The 14652-nt window shown below is 49.0% G+C and carries 13 protein-coding genes; 3 read left to right on the forward strand and 10 right to left on the reverse strand.

The features are described 5' to 3' along the window. Window positions 1-17: 17 nt before the first annotated feature. The 10 genes from phoU to AAC007_RS03115 all read right to left on the reverse strand — a co-directional run bounded on the left by phoU (window position 18) and on the right by AAC007_RS03115 (window position 11189). Window positions 18-734 carry a phosphate signaling complex protein PhoU gene (phoU, locus tag AAC007_RS03070; RefSeq protein ID WP_219041556.1) on the reverse strand — a complete coding sequence of 239 codons (717 nt, stop codon included), beginning with the start codon at window positions 732-734 and terminating at the stop codon, window positions 18-20. A gap of 62 nt (window positions 735-796) precedes the next feature. Continuing rightward, the gene (gene pstB / locus AAC007_RS03075) at window positions 797-1597 is read right to left on the reverse strand and encodes a phosphate ABC transporter ATP-binding protein PstB (RefSeq protein WP_255558240.1); all 801 of its coding nucleotides are present in this window, start codon (window positions 1595-1597) and stop codon (window positions 797-799) included. Between the two features lie 77 nt (window positions 1598-1674). Further along, window positions 1675-3375 carry a phosphate ABC transporter permease PstA gene (gene pstA, locus AAC007_RS03080; RefSeq protein WP_295877520.1) on the reverse strand — a complete coding sequence of 567 codons (1701 nt, stop codon included), beginning with the start codon at window positions 3373-3375 and terminating at the stop codon, window positions 1675-1677. Between the two features lie 54 nt (window positions 3376-3429). Further along, entirely contained in the window at window positions 3430-5661 is a 2232-nt protein-coding gene (locus tag AAC007_RS03085; protein ID WP_295877518.1) for an ABC transporter permease subunit, read from the reverse strand. A gap of 126 nt (window positions 5662-5787) precedes the next feature. Further along, window positions 5788-6756 carry a phosphate ABC transporter substrate-binding protein PstS family protein gene (locus tag AAC007_RS03090; protein ID WP_295877517.1) on the reverse strand — a complete coding sequence of 323 codons (969 nt, stop codon included), beginning with the start codon at window positions 6754-6756 and terminating at the stop codon, window positions 5788-5790. Between the two features lie 95 nt (window positions 6757-6851). Continuing rightward, window positions 6852-8153: a phosphate regulon sensor histidine kinase PhoR gene (phoR, locus tag AAC007_RS03095; protein WP_339674575.1), complete on the reverse strand. Its 1302-nt coding sequence runs from the start codon at window positions 8151-8153 to the stop codon at window positions 6852-6854. 13 nt (window positions 8154-8166) lie between these two features. Continuing rightward, entirely contained in the window at window positions 8167-8874 is a 708-nt protein-coding gene (gene phoB, locus AAC007_RS03100; RefSeq protein ID WP_219041561.1) for a phosphate regulon transcriptional regulator PhoB, read from the reverse strand. Window positions 8875-8959: 85 nt separating this feature from the next. Then, on the reverse strand, window positions 8960-9814 hold the full coding sequence (gene purU / locus AAC007_RS03105) for a formyltetrahydrofolate deformylase (RefSeq protein ID WP_295877513.1): 855 nt from the start codon (window positions 9812-9814) through the stop codon (window positions 8960-8962). Window positions 9815-9822: 8 nt separating this feature from the next. Further along, a complete protein-coding gene (locus AAC007_RS03110) occupies window positions 9823-10671 on the reverse strand; it encodes a stomatin-like protein (RefSeq protein WP_295877511.1) in 849 nt (282 codons plus the stop codon). A gap of 44 nt (window positions 10672-10715) precedes the next feature. Then, window positions 10716-11189 (reverse strand): NfeD family protein, encoded by a 474-nt coding sequence (locus AAC007_RS03115; protein WP_295877509.1) that lies wholly within the window; start codon window positions 11187-11189, stop codon window positions 10716-10718. Window positions 11190-11362: 173 nt separating this feature from the next. Here AAC007_RS03115 and AAC007_RS03120 point away from each other — a divergent pair, with 173 nt between their 5' ends. From AAC007_RS03120 to AAC007_RS03130, 3 genes are all read left to right on the forward strand, one after another. Continuing rightward, entirely contained in the window at window positions 11363-13510 is a 2148-nt protein-coding gene (locus tag AAC007_RS03120) for a YgiQ family radical SAM protein (protein WP_339674577.1), read from the forward strand. A gap of 200 nt (window positions 13511-13710) precedes the next feature. Then, window positions 13711-13917: a cold-shock protein gene (locus AAC007_RS03125; protein WP_219041566.1), complete on the forward strand. Its 207-nt coding sequence runs from the start codon at window positions 13711-13713 to the stop codon at window positions 13915-13917. A 164-nt stretch (window positions 13918-14081) separates the two neighbouring features. Then, on the forward strand, window positions 14082-14645 hold the full coding sequence (locus tag AAC007_RS03130; protein WP_295877504.1) for an acyloxyacyl hydrolase: 564 nt from the start codon (window positions 14082-14084) through the stop codon (window positions 14643-14645). The last annotated feature ends 7 nt before the right edge of the window (window positions 14646-14652 follow it).

Raw genomic sequence — 14652 nt, forward strand, 5'->3', positions numbered from 1 at the left:
TAGGCAAAGTGGCTCACTTACTCCTGAACCGTCGCCGCCATTTCATCGATATCGACGTGACGTACGTTGGCGCCTTTCACTAAATAAATAACATGCTCGGCAATATTTCGCGCGTGATCACCGACTCGCTCTAATGAACGCAAGGCCCACATGACCTGTAACACAGAGGAAATCGTACGCGGGTCTTCAATCATGTACGTCACCAAGCTGCGCATGGCGGTGCCGTATTCTAAGTCGACTGCCTTATCTTCTTCAGCGACTTCCAAGGCTAAATCGATATCAAGGCGTGCGAAGGAATCCAATGCATTGCGCACCATGCCAGACACATGATCGCCAATGTGACGGATTTCCAAGACGCTGCGCGGTAAACCGCCAAGCTCAGTGAGTTTAATAGCGCTGTCCGCAACCTTGCTGGCCTCATCGCCCATGCGCTCAAGATCACTTAATATTTTGCTGATCGATAACACCAGCCGTAAGTCACTTGCCGCCGGCTGACGACGCGCCAGAATGATGGTGCACTCTTCATCAATCGAGACTTCTAAATTATTAACGATTTTATCGCCCAGCTTTACGTCTGAGGCTAAGCCAGTATCCAAGTTCATAAACGCATTAGTGGCATCGGCAACCTGCTTTTCGACCAAGCCCCCCATTTCCAACATACGCGTTTTTATATCGTCCAGCTCAGTATTAAACTGCTGAGATATATGATGGGTATGCAAATTTTTTTCTTTCATTTTCAATCTCCCAAAAATCTAATAGCAAACCTCAAGGCATTACCGAATGAGTCAGAACTGCCTTAACCATAGCGACCGGTAATATAATCTTCGGTTTGCTTGTTACTGGGGTTTGTAAAAAGAATATCCGTGTTATCAAACTCAATTAATTTGCCCATATACATAAACGCCGTATAGTCTGAAACACGCGCCGCTTGCTGCATATTATGAGTAACGATAACGATAGTGTATTTGTCTTTTAGCTCGTAAATAAGTTCTTCTATTTTTAGTGTAGAAATAGGGTCAAGGGCCGACGCGGGCTCATCTAGCAATAGCACTTCTGGCTCTACCGCGATGGTACGAGCGATAACGAGACGCTGTTGCTGCCCGCCAGACATTCCTAGAGCATTGTCGTGTAAGCGATCTTTTACTTCGTCCCAGAGTGCAGCACCTCGCAAAGAGCGTTCAACCACTTCATCCAGCACTCGTTTTTTGTTTATGCCCTGGATGCGCAAACCGTACGCCACATTCTCATAGATAGATTTAGGAAAGGGGTTCGGCTTTTGGAACACCATACCAACGCGGCGGCGCAAGGTGGCAACATCTACCCGCTTGTCATAGATATTGGAACCATCTAAGGAAATCCCGCCATCGGTCCGACAGGTATCAACCAAGTCGTTCATGCGATTAAAACAGCGCAGTAACGTAGACTTACCACAACCACTTGGCCCGATGAATGCCGTGACCTTTTTACGCGGGATGACCATATTCACATCAAATAAGGCCTGCTTCTCACCGTAATAGAGATCCAGATTATTTACGGTCAAGGTGATGTCTTCATCGTGAATAGATTGTTCCACGCGATTACGTCCAAGCGACTCCATATTAATAGCGTGCGCCTTTACCGTTGATTTGTCACTTGTCATAAAACTCGCCGCCTTATCGTTCAGTTCATTCACGATTACATTTCCAATGATTTGTATTTTTCGCGCAGATGATTACGCAAAGCCACCGCACTTAAATTCAGTAAGGCGATGATAACAACCAACAGCAAGGCCGTGGCATAAACCAGGGGTCTCGCCGCTTCTACATTGGGGCTTTGGAATCCAACATCGTAAATATGAAAACCCAAATGCATAAATTTCTGATCTAAGTGGAAGTAAGGAAAATTGCCATCAACGGGCAGCGATGGCGCTAATTTAACAACCCCTACCAGCATAAGTGGCGCTACTTCACCGGCCGCACGCGCAACCGCAAGTATCAAACCGGTCATCATTGCCGGGCTAGCCATCGGCAAAACCACACGCCAAAGCGTTTCAGCTTTCGTTGCGCCCAACGCTAAGCTACCTTCACGCAAATTGCGAGGAATACGCGCCAAGCCCTCTTCCGTCGCCACGATAACAACCGGCAACGTCAGCAGTGCCAAGGTCACTGATGCCCACAATAACCCAGGTGTACCAAAGGTTGGCGCAGGCAATGCTTCAGCAAAGAGGGCCTTGTCCATCTCCGCACCAAGGAAATAGATGAAGAAACCCAAACCAAACACACCATAAACAATAGACGGCACACCAGCCAAATTATTTACTGCGATGCGCACGATACGAGTCATCAAGCCCTGTTTGGCGTATTCCCGTAAATATACTGCTGCCACCACACCAAACGGCGTCACCAATACCGACATAATCAGCACCATAATGACGGTTCCAAAAATGGCTGGGAAAATACCACCTTCGGTGTTGGCCTCCCTCGGCTCGTCTGTTAAAAACTCGCCAAATTTCGCAAAATAGAAGCCCACCTTCTGAATCAGGTTCATGCTATTAGGCTGATATGCTTTCACTACCGTCGAAATACGCTGCTCTTTAATTTGGCCCGCCGCCGTTTTCATCGTGAAGGTATCGCGATGCCATTGTTTATAGAGATCAGCAAGCTGGCCCTGCAACACTTTATACTCAACATCTAACTCGGCGCGCTCTGCCGCGATATCTGCCTGCATTTGTTGGCGCCGGCTTTCACTTACTGAGCTATCAAGTTCAAGACCGCGCTCTTTCAAGCGCATTTTCTCAAGTCGATAATTAATTGCGCCAATGTCTTTCTTTTCTATTCTTTTAATTTCTTCGTGAATATTGTTTGCGCGTGCAATGCGCGCTTGGAATTCATCCCACGCCTTGCCGTCGTCAATGCTAGCGACGACATTGCCCTGCTCTTTGACATTTTGTAAATAGCCATAAAAATTCCCCCACTCAAGCCGTTCTATAACAACAGCATCAGCTGGGTAACTTATCTCAGACAAATAGCGCGTGATTACCCATTTAAAATCTGCACCAGTGACATCACGATTACCTAACTTAACGAGTTGACGGTCAACAAATGCATCATCCGTTTCAATCTTAAAACCCGCACTCAGCAGCTGCTCTATAGGTACTGCTTCGGATTCTACCTGCTCAGCTAAAACCGGAGTAGCCTGCTCGCTAGGAAGCGTATATTGAGCCTGCATTACTGACGCGGGCCAAAAATGACCAAAACCACGAACAGCTAATAGCAAAAGCAAGCCGATAACAGCCAAGGTACTGACGGTTACCGCCGACGCATTGAGCCAAATCATAGGCTCGCCGCGCTTACACCACTCTATAAAGCCTTGCTTGTTATCATCGTGCAATGACATGACTTAACATCCCGTAATTCTTAGTCTGGCGCATCAGTAAATTCAGTAAACACATCATAGGTTTCCGTAGCGCATACGCAGGCGCTGACGCACGGTTTCGGCGACGGTATTCACCGCGAAAGTAAACATAAACAGCACAAAGGCCGCTAAAAACAGCACGCGATAGTGCGAGCTATCCACCTCGGTCTCACCGATCTCTACCGCAATATTCGCCGCTAAGGTACGCATACCCTCAAATATATTGGCGTCCATGATCGGCGTATTGCCCGTGGCCATCAGGACAATCATCGTTTCGCCAACGGCTCGGCCCATACCAATCATTAGCGCTGAGAATATCCCTGGGCTAGCAGTGGGCATTACCACGCCAACTAAGCTTTGCCACGGCGTTGCCCCCAAGGCTAACGATCCGTAGCTTAGGTGTTTTGGTACTGAAAAAATGGCGTCCTCGGCGATCGAGAAAATGGTGGGGATAACCGCAAACCCCATGGCGATACCGACAACTAGGGCATTTCGCTGATCAAACGACACGCCGATATCGTTTGTTAACCACGAACGCATATCGCCGTTAAAAAACCATCGCTCCATTGGCGCACTCATCTCGACGCAGCCCACCACAACAAAGAGTACGACGGGCACAAGCAAAAGCGAATGCCAGCCGTCAGGGACGTGGCGCCGAAACGTAGACGGTAATTTTGACCACGACCAAGCGAATAACAAAATGCCTACGGGAAGTAAGAGGAATAATGAAAATACCGCCGGTAAATTTTTCTCAATGAACGGCGCCAACCAAAGTCCCGCCAAGAAACCAAGAATGACGGTTGGCAAGGCTTCCATCAACTCAATTAGCGGTTTGGTCTTTCTGCGCAGAGCGGGCGCCATAAAATAGGCGGTGTAAATAGCGCCGCATATCGCCAGCGGCGCGGCAATTAGCATCGCGTAGAAAGCGGCTTTTAAGGTTCCGAAAGCCAAGGGTGCAAAACTGTACTTCGGCTCAAAATCATTACTCGATGCCGATGACTGCCATACATAATCCGGTTCGGGGTAACTTTCATACCACACCTTGCTCCACAGGGCTGTCCATGACAACTCAGGGTGCTCATTATGCAGGTCGAAACTGGCGAGTCCGCCATTGCTATTTTCTACTAATATTTTATTCGCACGGGGCGAGATCGCCAGGGCACTCACACTGCCAACATCAAGGTCTTTGCTCAGCAAGCGACGATGTGAGGTGGTGTAAAATAAATCTAATTGGCCCTGAGGCGATATGCTCACAAACCCTTTTCGACGGTGCTCTGTCACCAAGGCGGCACTGCCACCATCGGGTATCTCAAAATCCCGAACCGGCTGTAATTTATAACCAGATTCACGCTCTTTGTCGCGGACGACAAACCACTGCCCAACCGAACCGTGATCACTGGCAACTAATAGGGAAATACCTCCCAGTAAAAACCGCGCTTGGCTCAGCTTGCCGTTGTCGAATAAATACCCACGATCTGTAACGACCTGCTTGCGAAGATCAATTAAACGAAAACCGCCATCAGCCGCCAATACATAAAGCCATTGCTGGGCAGGACCAATTAAGACTCGACTGGGCACAATATCTAACTTAGGCAGCAGTAGTTCTTCTTCGCTGAGAGTCACTTCCTCACTGAGGAAATCTTCTTCTTTCACCCAACGGCGGCCAAATAATTTACCCTCGCTAATGCCTATAACAATAAGCGCATCATCATTATCACTAATGCCAAGCTGTTCAATCGGCATGTCTTCTGCGAGTAAAAAAGCCTGTTCACCATAGGGGTAACGTAATACCGGTGTAATTAGGCGTTGGTCATTGGGGTAGCTGGTTCGGTAATCATGTTTGGCGATAAGTACTTTCCCATCGCTCAAACCCAAAGCAAATAAACGGCTTTGCTCAGATTCAAGTGCAAAGCTGAGAATGTCCGCTCCCTGCAAGGGTAAATCTGAGGCGGACGACACGCTGCCGTCGCTGAGCTGGAAGAACTCTGCATAACCCTTAGAATCCAAACGGAAACCTATTTCCGCCTGTTCTTCCATAGCAAGATATAGGGCTGGCGATTCGCTAGCCGTTGTGAACTGCGAGTCCGCCTTTATAGACGCCGATTGAAACAGCGGCATAATTTCATATAGCAGATAGAAAAAGATAAGGAGGATGGCGAACAGCACACCGATGCCGCCAGCGGTGATCGTCGTCGTAGCGATTCCGTCTTTTACTTGTCGCCATTTACGGTAGGCGGAAGCGGTAGCTCGTACCTCAGATTGACTCATTTCTTCTAGCTCTCTGAAAACTCACAAACACAATATGACACTTTTGTTACAGTTTGATGACGGAGGCTTTTCAAAAAAAATGCCGCGGGTATTCCTACGGCATTTATGCTGATCACTCCATCATTGCTAGAGCGCCATCTTCGCCTTAATTTTCTCTACGACACTCGCTGGGAGCGGTATATAGCCATCTTTTACGACGACTTCTTGCCCTTGCTTAGACAGAACCAGTTTCAGGAACTCACGCTCCAAAGGAGCAAGTGGTTTATTCGGTGCTTTGTTTAAATAGACATACAAAAAACGAGACAGTGGATAGGTGCCAGATGTCGCGTTTTCTGAATTTGCTTCGACAAACCCGCTTTTGTCATCTTTCGCTAAGGGCACTGTGCGCACGCTAGAGGTTTTATAACCAATCCCCGAGTAACCGATGCCGTTAACTGAGGTAGAAACCGATTGCACCACAGAGGCTGATCCTGGCTGCTCGTTCACACCATTTTTAAAATCACCCTTACACAGTGCAGCCTCTTTAAAGTACCCGTAGGTACCCGATACCGAGTTACGGCCGAACATTTGAATATCGCGAGTCGTCCATGCGTCGCTCATTCCCAACGCGCCCCAGGTCTCTACGTTGTCGGGGTGGCCACACTTATGCGTGCTAGAAAAAACCGCATCTACCTGCGCCATGGTCATGCCTTCAATCGGATTATCTTTGTGTACAAAAACCGCTAAGGCATCTATCGCTACCGGAATGGCCATTGGCTTATAGCCGTACTTGATTTCAAACGCCTCAATTTCCTTGTCTTTCATTTTACGGCTCATAGGGCCGATGTTTGAGGTGCCTTCTGTCAAGGCTGGCGGCGCTGTAGACGAGCCCGCAGCTTGGATTTGAATATTGACGTTGGGGTAGAACCGTTTGAAATCTTCGCCCCATAATGTCATCAAGTTGGCCAGCGTGTCTGAACCAACGCTGGACAGGTTGCCGGAGACACCGGACGCACTTTGGTATGTCGGCAACGCCGAATCAACTTCAGTTGCCGCAATAGCCGCTACTGAAGACAAGGCAACAATGGATCCCGCCAAATACTGTTTAATGTTCACGCACCCTACTCCCAAACCAATTAATTACATTAACGCAGCCACTTTATAGGGCAATTATGACAACTTTGTGACAGTCGCTAGGAATAGTGACGACTTTAAGCCGTCTTAACTTGAACCGCGGCGGAACGGGGAAATACACAGGTAAACACACTACCTTTTTCTGGCACACTTCGAATCCGCAGCTCTGCCCGATGTCGAATTAAAACATGCTTAACAATGGCTAAGCCGAGACCTGTACCGCCAGTGTCCAGCGAGCGACTTTGATCTACGCGATAAAACCGCTCAGTCAAACGCGGTATATATTGCGGCTCTATTCCGATACCGGTGTCTTCGACCTCGAAGTAAGCGTGGTCATCATCGCGGTACCAGCGCAGGGTTATGGTGTCGTTCTCTGCGGTATACCGAGCGGCATTGATCGCTAAATTAGAAAACGCACTGCGCAACTCATTGGCATTTCCACGGATTGAAATCGTATCGTCACATTCAATCACAATACGACGCGGACCTTTCGCCGCGGAGCCGCACTCCTCTCTAATCATCTCCATCAAAGACCGCAAGCTTATAACGGTATCATCGCCGGCTTTGGGAACCGCCTCTAAGCGCGACAACAGCATAAGATCCTGAATCAGCATATGCATACGGCGTGATTGCTGAAGCATCTGGCTTACTGCACGATCCCAGCGCGGGTTATCACCGCCGTGTTCTGAAAACGTTTCGAGGTAGCCATTTATCACGGTTAGCGGCGTGCGAAGTTCGTGGGAAACATTGGCAACAAAATCTTTGCGCATTTTTTCCAAGCGGTGGGTTCTGGTGACATCACGGGCAAAAAGCAATCGATTGCGCTGGCCGAAGAAGTTCACACTAACGCTCAAACTTAAACCGCCATTCACTGGCGACGTCATCTCAAGTGGTGTCTGATAACGCTCCGCTTCGAAATAGCGCAAAAAAGCCGGACTTCGAATTAGGTTGATCAGTTGCCGACCGGTGTCGTCAGACTGTCGTAAACCGAGTAAGTCGTGGGCTGAGGCATTACACCATTCAATATTACCCACGGGATCTAGCATCACAACGGCATCTGACATCGAGGCGAATGAAGAGTGAAGATAGTCGATCATCGCCTGTAATTTGGCGCTATTCTGCGTGGTCTCACGCTGCATGTCATAAATGACATCAAAAACCTGCCCCCACATTCCCGATGCCTCCGGAGGCTCTTTATCAACGCCGCTGTAAAGCCAATCTGACAAGTGCTGCAAGTTGCGTAGCAACCAAGCACAAACCAACAGCGCTGCGATAAATAAAGGCCACAAACCCAAATCAAAAATTGCACAAACAGCCGCTACCGCCGTCAGCAGTAGGCCAATGCGCAATAATTCCGTTTTCCAATTGTAATAGCGCATTAATTCATGTGCGCTAAGCGCAAACACCTGTCGTCGAAAAACGATAACCGGTGCCACGTACCGTCTGGATCAGCAAACCACAGTCTCGTTGATCAGTTTGCAGGGCTTTGCGGAGGCGACGAATATGCACGTCTACCGTGCGTTCTTCGACGTAGACATTGCTGCCCCAGACTTGGTCAAGTAACTGACCACGGCTGTAGGCACGCTCTTGGTGGGTCATAAAAAACTTAAGTAGTTTAAATTCTGTCGGCCCCATATCTAAGGGCTGAGTGTCGACAAAAACGCGATGACTAGCGGGATCCAATTTTAAACCGCCGACTTCAATACTTTCTTCCTGCTCACGGGTGGTAGACCGGCGCATAATCGCCTTAATCCGCGCCATCAACTCACGGGAGGAAAAGGGCTTGGTAATGTAATCGTCTGCGCCGACATCCAAGCCCTGCACACGATTATCTTCATCGTCTTTCGCCGTTAGCATGATAACGAGCAAGTCGCGGGTGAGCTCATCTCTGCGCAAGCGTCGCAACAACTCTATACCGCTTGTGACCGGCATCATCCAGTCTAGCAAGACCAAATCGGGGCGCTGATCAACAATAATACCGTGAGCGTCCTGTGCATTGCTTGCCTCCAGGCACTCGTAGCCGGCAAGTTCTAGCCCAACGCGGATCATTTCCCGTATGGCGGCCTCGTCGTCGACAATCAGTATGGTGGTTGCAGTCATCCCTCTACCCTTTTTTAACAATATTTGTAAGCAGCATTAAAACGACATTTGGTGACAATTTTATGACAGTGCCCGTTTATCTAGATTAATCAAACACTACCGTCTTATTCCCGAGCACTAGCACCCGGTCTTCTAAATGATTTCGCAACGCCCTCGCGAGCACAGACTTTTCGACATCTTTACCCAGCCGAACAAGATCGTCCTTGCTGTAGCGATGCGACACGCGAATAACATCTTGTTCGATTATCGGCCCTTCATCAAGGTGCTCCGTCACGTAATGACTGGTTGCGCCAATCAGCTTCACACCTCGATCAAACGCTTTCTGGTAAGGGTTTGCGCCAATGAATGACGGCAAAAAGCTATGGTGGATATTGATCATTCGCCCCGTGTAAGCTCGGCAAAATTCAGGTTGAATAATCTGCATATAGCGCGCGAGCACCACGCAATCTGCTTGATACTCGCCAGTAAGTTCCATAATGCGCGCGTGTGCCGGCGCCTTGTTTTGGGGGTCAATAGCGACGTATTCAAAGGGAATACCGTGCCACTCCACCATGCTACGCAAATTCTCGTGATTAGAGATGACACAGGGAATGTCACAATCCAGCTCACCGCTATGCCAGCGGTGTAAAATATCTGCAATACAGTGCGAGGCATGACTCGCCAATATGACAACTTTGCGTTTTACCGACGAATCCACCAACTCCCAGCGCATACCGTATTCGTCTGCGATCGGGGCAAAGGCGGCGCGAACAGCCTCCGCCCCCATCTGCAGAGAATCGGCGCGGATTTCATTGCGCATAAAAAACCAATTATTCTCAGCATCAGCATGATAGTTAGCCTCCGTAAGCCAGCCGCCTTGATCCGCTACAAACTGACTTACTCGCGCAACAATACCCACCCGATCTGGGCAACTGATTACCAATCGAAATGTATGATTCATGAAGATGTTTAAACCTTATTCAAAATTCCGCGCAAGGCCTGTGGCAAATCTGCAGGCAATACGACTGTTTTAGCATTGTTTGAGGTTGATAGTTTCACTAAGGCGTCCGCGTATTTCTCGCCTAAAAGATACAAAACTGGCAAATCCTGGTCGCCAACCGCTTCCGACACCAGGGTAATTGCCTCGCCGCTGGCTTTGGCTAACACTACCTGCGCCTCCGCATCGCGACGAGATGCCTCTAAGCGACCATCCGCCTCCAGAATCGCAGCCTGTTTTTCACCTTCGGCTTTAGTCACGGCAGCACGTCGCTGACGCTCTGCTGCAGCTTGCTCTTCCATTGCCTGCTGCATGGTCATGGAGGGATTTATGTCCTGTATTTCTACAGTCTTTAAGGTGATGCCCCAGTCAGCGATATCGGCTGATATCGCTGCTTTCAACTTGGCTTTAATTTGATCCCGTGACGATAGGGCCGAATCCAGCGCCATTTCACCAACAATAGAACGCAATGCGGTTTGCACTAAATTCTGAATGGCAAAGGTATAATTTTCTACGCCATAAACCGCTTTTTCGGGTGAGACGATGTTTATATAAGCAACAGCGTTTGCAATGATGACCGCATTGTCTTCGGTGATGACCTCCTGCGAGGGGATATCCAGTACTATATCTTTGGTGGTGAGCTTGTAGGCTACCGCATCAATGTAGGGGATAATAAAATTCAAACCGGGATTCAATGTGACATGATACTTACCTAAACGCTGCACAATGTGTTTGTAACCCTGTGGCACGGTGCGAACACCCTTCGCTAAGGTCACCACTACCAAAATCGCCAACGCGACTACCACTGCTAAGCCATCCATCGCCCATCTCCTTTAATGACGTAATACCATTTCCAATAAATTGCTTAGTGCGCCTGCCCTAAAGCCAGTTTGACAATCAGTGAATTGCCAGACACATCTTCAACCGCTACCCGATCACCTACAGATACGGGGTCGCGACATATAAACTCCCATTCGTCGCTGCCCAATATCGGTATGGAAAATCGCAAGGTGCCGTGACCAAATTCTGCCCCCAGCTTTATTACCATGGCTTCCTGCCCTACCACCTGCTCGCGTGACATACCCGACAAAGATTTGTTTTTCATCTTGGGGTGAACAAACTTAAACCACACCGCCAAATCGATCACCGACATGAGTAACCACACCAGCAACTGGACGCTAAACGGCATGTCAATCGCGGCTAAAATTAGGCCTACCGCAATGGCGCTAGCGCCAAACCAGATCATCACGAAACTGGGGATAAAAATCTCACTTGCCACCAACAGCATGCCAAAAACCATCCAGTGCCAATACGCAATATTGGTATTTAACCACTCCATTTTGTACCCCTTTACAAAAGGTCCGCCCACAAGGCATCTATTTAGTAATTATTTATTAAAATATTCAAGCACTTACTGCATGATTTTATATTTCGTTGGAAGCTGACTCAGGCCAGCAAGAAACCACATTATCACGTATAATGCGCCTTCATTCAGAATTCTGCGTCCGCACCATGTCATCAGTTATGCAAACACCTAAAGTCATATTTAGCCATCGCCCATATTGGGCTGAATGTTTTGGCACCGCCAGCTACCTTCCGACCTCACGGGCGGAGATGGATGCGCTGGGCTGGGACAGCTGCGACATCATCATTGTGACCGGTGACGCCTATGTAGACCATCCAAGTTTTGGCATGGCGGTCATTGGCCGCGTCTTAGAAGCGCAGGGCTTTCGCGTTGGCATTATTGCCCAACCTGATTGGCAGTCCGCTGAGGCGTTTAAACAACTGGGCCAGCCCAATCTGTTTTTTGGGGTCGCGTCGGGCAATATGGACTCGATGATCAACCGCTATACGGCTGATCGCCGCTTGCGTCATGACGATGCTTACTCACCGGATAACGAGGGTGGCAAAAGACCTGATCGCGCCGTTATTGTCTACTCACAGCGCTGCCGCGAAGCCTATAAAGACACGCCCATTATTATTGGCTCCATCGAGGCCAGCCTTAGGCGTATCGCCCACTATGACTACTGGAGCGACAAAGTTCGGCGCTCGGTACTACTTGATTCTCGGGCAGATTTACTGCTGTACGGCAATGCCGAGCGAGCAATAATTGATGTTGCTCACCGGCTAGGCCGCGGCGACCCAATTGATAGCATCACTGACTTGCGCGGCACAGCCTACGTTATTCGAGACATCCCAACGGGCTGGACCGTAATTGACTCTGCGAGCGTAGATCAATTAGGCAAGGTCGACCCCATTACCAGCCCCTACGTCGATACCAGCGCCACCGAGAGCTGTAAAAAGAACGACGATGAAGACGTTGCCAAAGCCCAAGAAGAAGTTCAAACCGTCCGCATTATTGATCCCTTGCAAGCGCGCAAGGCTGGCACCGATTCAGCAAAAACAGTCATTCGCCTGCCGGACTACGAGGTCGTTAAAAATGACCCGGTAAACTACGCCCACGCGGCACGGGTTTTACATCTTGAAACCAATCCCGGCAACGCCCGCGCCCTGGTTCAACGCCATGGCGATCAAGAAGTCTGGCTGAATCCACCGCCCATTCCCTTGACCACCGAAGAACTCGACTGGGTGTTTGAACTACCCTACCAGCGTAAACCGCACCCGGTGTACGGCAAGGCAAAAATCCCCGCCTACGACATGATTCGATTTTCAGTCAACATCATGCGCGGTTGTTTCGGCGGCTGTAGCTTCTGCTCTATCACTGAGCACGAAGGCCGTATTATCCAGAGTCGCTCCCACGAATCGATCGTCAAAGAAGTTGAAAACATCCGCGATAAAACCCCGGAATTTACCGGCGTCATCTCGGACCTTGGCGGGCCAACAGCAAATATGTGGCGGCTAAATTGCAAGAGTACCGAAATAGAAAGTCGCTGCCGACGCCTGTCCTGCGTGTTTCCCGGTATTTGTAAAAGTCTGAATACCGATCAAACACCATTGATAGATTTATACCGTGACGTGCGCTCACTGGACGGCGTGAAGAAAGTGTTAATCGCCTCAGGTCTGCGTTACGACTTAGCGATCGAAACCCCGGAGTACGTGAAGGAATTAGTCACTCACCACGTTGGTGGTTACTTAAAAATCGCCCCCGAACATTCGGAAGACGGCCCGCTTTCCAAAATGATGAAACCGGGTATGGGTAGCTATGACAAGTTCAAAGCCATGTTCGATAAATATTCAAAACAAGCGGGCAAGGAACAATATTTAATTCCCTACTTTATCGCGGCTCATCCCGGCACCACCGACAAAGACATGATGAATCTGGCGATGTGGTTAAAAAGCAATGGTTTTAGGGCCGATCAAGTTCAAGCCTTTTACCCTTCGCCAATGGCCAACGCGACCGCCATGTATTACTCCGGCAAAAATCCGCTCAAGAAAGTATCGAGAACCAGCGAAGACGTTGTCAGTGCTAAAGGCTTAAAACAAAGGCGCTTACATAAAGCCTATCTGCGTTATCACGACCCCGAGGGCTGGCCATCGATTCGCGACTCACTGCTAAGCATGGGCCGTAAAGATTTAATCGGTTATGGCAAAAAGCACTTGGTCCCGCCGCGCCAACCCGCCAACTGGACGCCCAAAAATGGCAAAGGTCGCAGAATTCTCACTCAGCACACGGGTTTGCCGCCGAGAAAAACGAAATAAAAAATTCATTTTTTAGGGTGCAAAAGTCTTCCTATCGTGCTTGCGAGTATGTATATAATGGATCTGCTGGCTACGGATGCAGCTTGGTTTTATGTATATAGCACCACGAAGTCGTTTTTAGTACCTCGTTCTGTTTCATAAGTCCCTGCCTATCTCAGCTCAAGCACCAAAAAAGGCAACCACGCAACGAGGTACACAATATGTCCAGAAGCACTGGAAAAGTAAAATGGTTTAACGAAACTAAAGGCTTTGGTTTTATTGAGCAAGACTCCGGACCAGATGTTTTTGTTCACTTTAGCGCCATTGGCGGTTCAGGCTTTAAAACCCTGGCAGAAGGTCAGGCAGTCGAGTTTGACGTGACGACTGGCCAGAAAGGCCCTCAAGCAGCAAACGTAACACTTCTCTGATTTATCTAGGGCGCCGCAATTGCAGCGCCCTTTTTCTTCCCAGCTATTCCCCAAGCGAAGCCGGTAATATGCCGAATTAGCGATCGCCGCTCTGCCGTGGCAGGTGGTAAACATTGGAAAGTTGAGCACAGCCGTTCACGCTATTTATTTCAGGGAAAACAACAATGACCGCAATGCATTTCACTCGCACTCTCTGCTTAACATCGGCAGCTTTATTAATGAGTCTTGGCGCCCACGCTGAATCTTCGACACCCAATATGCTACCTAAACACATCGTCTTTTTGGGTGGTTTAGCCCACAACAAGGGTCCAATCGCCAGTGAAACCGAAGATGGGCCCGACGTAAACATTGCCTATCATCATTTGCTGAAACGCTTCGACAATTCTGGCCTTTACGCACATGGCGGCGCTGTCATCAACTTATCAGATGGCACCAGCTACGCCTATCTTGGCGGCACGGGGCGACTCGCCTTCGGTGCCTCCCCAGTGTATGGAGAGATCGGTGTCGGCTTCGCAGTACACGATGGTGATTTGGAAAAGAAATCGAATAACAAGCGCGAGCTGGGATCGCGAGAACTATTCCGATTTGAAATAAGCTTGGGCTACCAAATAAGCGATGCGATATCTGCCAGCTTATTTTTGGACCACATATCTAATGGCAGCATTCTCAATAACGACGACAATCGTGGACTCGACACCTACGGTCTGCGAATAGGTTATAGCTACTAAACTTCGC

The organism is uncultured Zhongshania sp., assembly GCF_963975605.1.
In the GTDB taxonomy this organism is placed as follows: Bacteria; Pseudomonadota; Gammaproteobacteria; order Pseudomonadales; family Spongiibacteraceae; genus Spongiibacter; species Spongiibacter aquimaris.

What these genes read in the sequence shown, in the direction of transcription:
- pstA (WP_295877520.1), bottom strand. Translation starts at nt 3,375, where the DNA reads ATGTCATTGCACGATGATAACAAGCAAGGCTTTATAGAGTGGTGTAAG.
- purU (WP_295877513.1), bottom strand. Translation starts at nt 9,814, where the DNA reads ATGAATCATACATTTCGATTGGTAATCAGTTGCCCAGATCGGGTGGGT.
- pstB (WP_255558240.1), bottom strand. Translation starts at nt 1,597, where the DNA reads ATGGAGTCGCTTGGACGTAATCGCGTGGAACAATCTATTCACGATGAA.
- AAC007_RS03110 (WP_295877511.1), bottom strand. Translation starts at nt 10,671, where the DNA reads ATGGATGGCTTAGCAGTGGTAGTCGCGTTGGCGATTTTGGTAGTGGTG.
- phoR (WP_339674575.1), bottom strand. Translation starts at nt 8,153, where the DNA reads ATGCGCTATTACAATTGGAAAACGGAATTATTGCGCATTGGCCTACTG.
- AAC007_RS03130 (WP_295877504.1), top strand. Translation starts at nt 14,082, where the DNA reads ATGACCGCAATGCATTTCACTCGCACTCTCTGCTTAACATCGGCAGCT.
- phoU (WP_219041556.1), bottom strand. Translation starts at nt 734, where the DNA reads ATGAAAGAAAAAAATTTGCATACCCATCATATATCTCAGCAGTTTAAT.
- AAC007_RS03085 (WP_295877518.1), bottom strand. Translation starts at nt 5,661, where the DNA reads ATGAGTCAATCTGAGGTACGAGCTACCGCTTCCGCCTACCGTAAATGG.
- AAC007_RS03125 (WP_219041566.1), top strand. Translation starts at nt 13,711, where the DNA reads ATGTCCAGAAGCACTGGAAAAGTAAAATGGTTTAACGAAACTAAAGGC.
- AAC007_RS03120 (WP_339674577.1), top strand. Translation starts at nt 11,363, where the DNA reads ATGTCATCAGTTATGCAAACACCTAAAGTCATATTTAGCCATCGCCCA.
- phoB (WP_219041561.1), bottom strand. Translation starts at nt 8,874, where the DNA reads ATGACTGCAACCACCATACTGATTGTCGACGACGAGGCCGCCATACGG.
- AAC007_RS03115 (WP_295877509.1), bottom strand. Translation starts at nt 11,189, where the DNA reads ATGGAGTGGTTAAATACCAATATTGCGTATTGGCACTGGATGGTTTTT.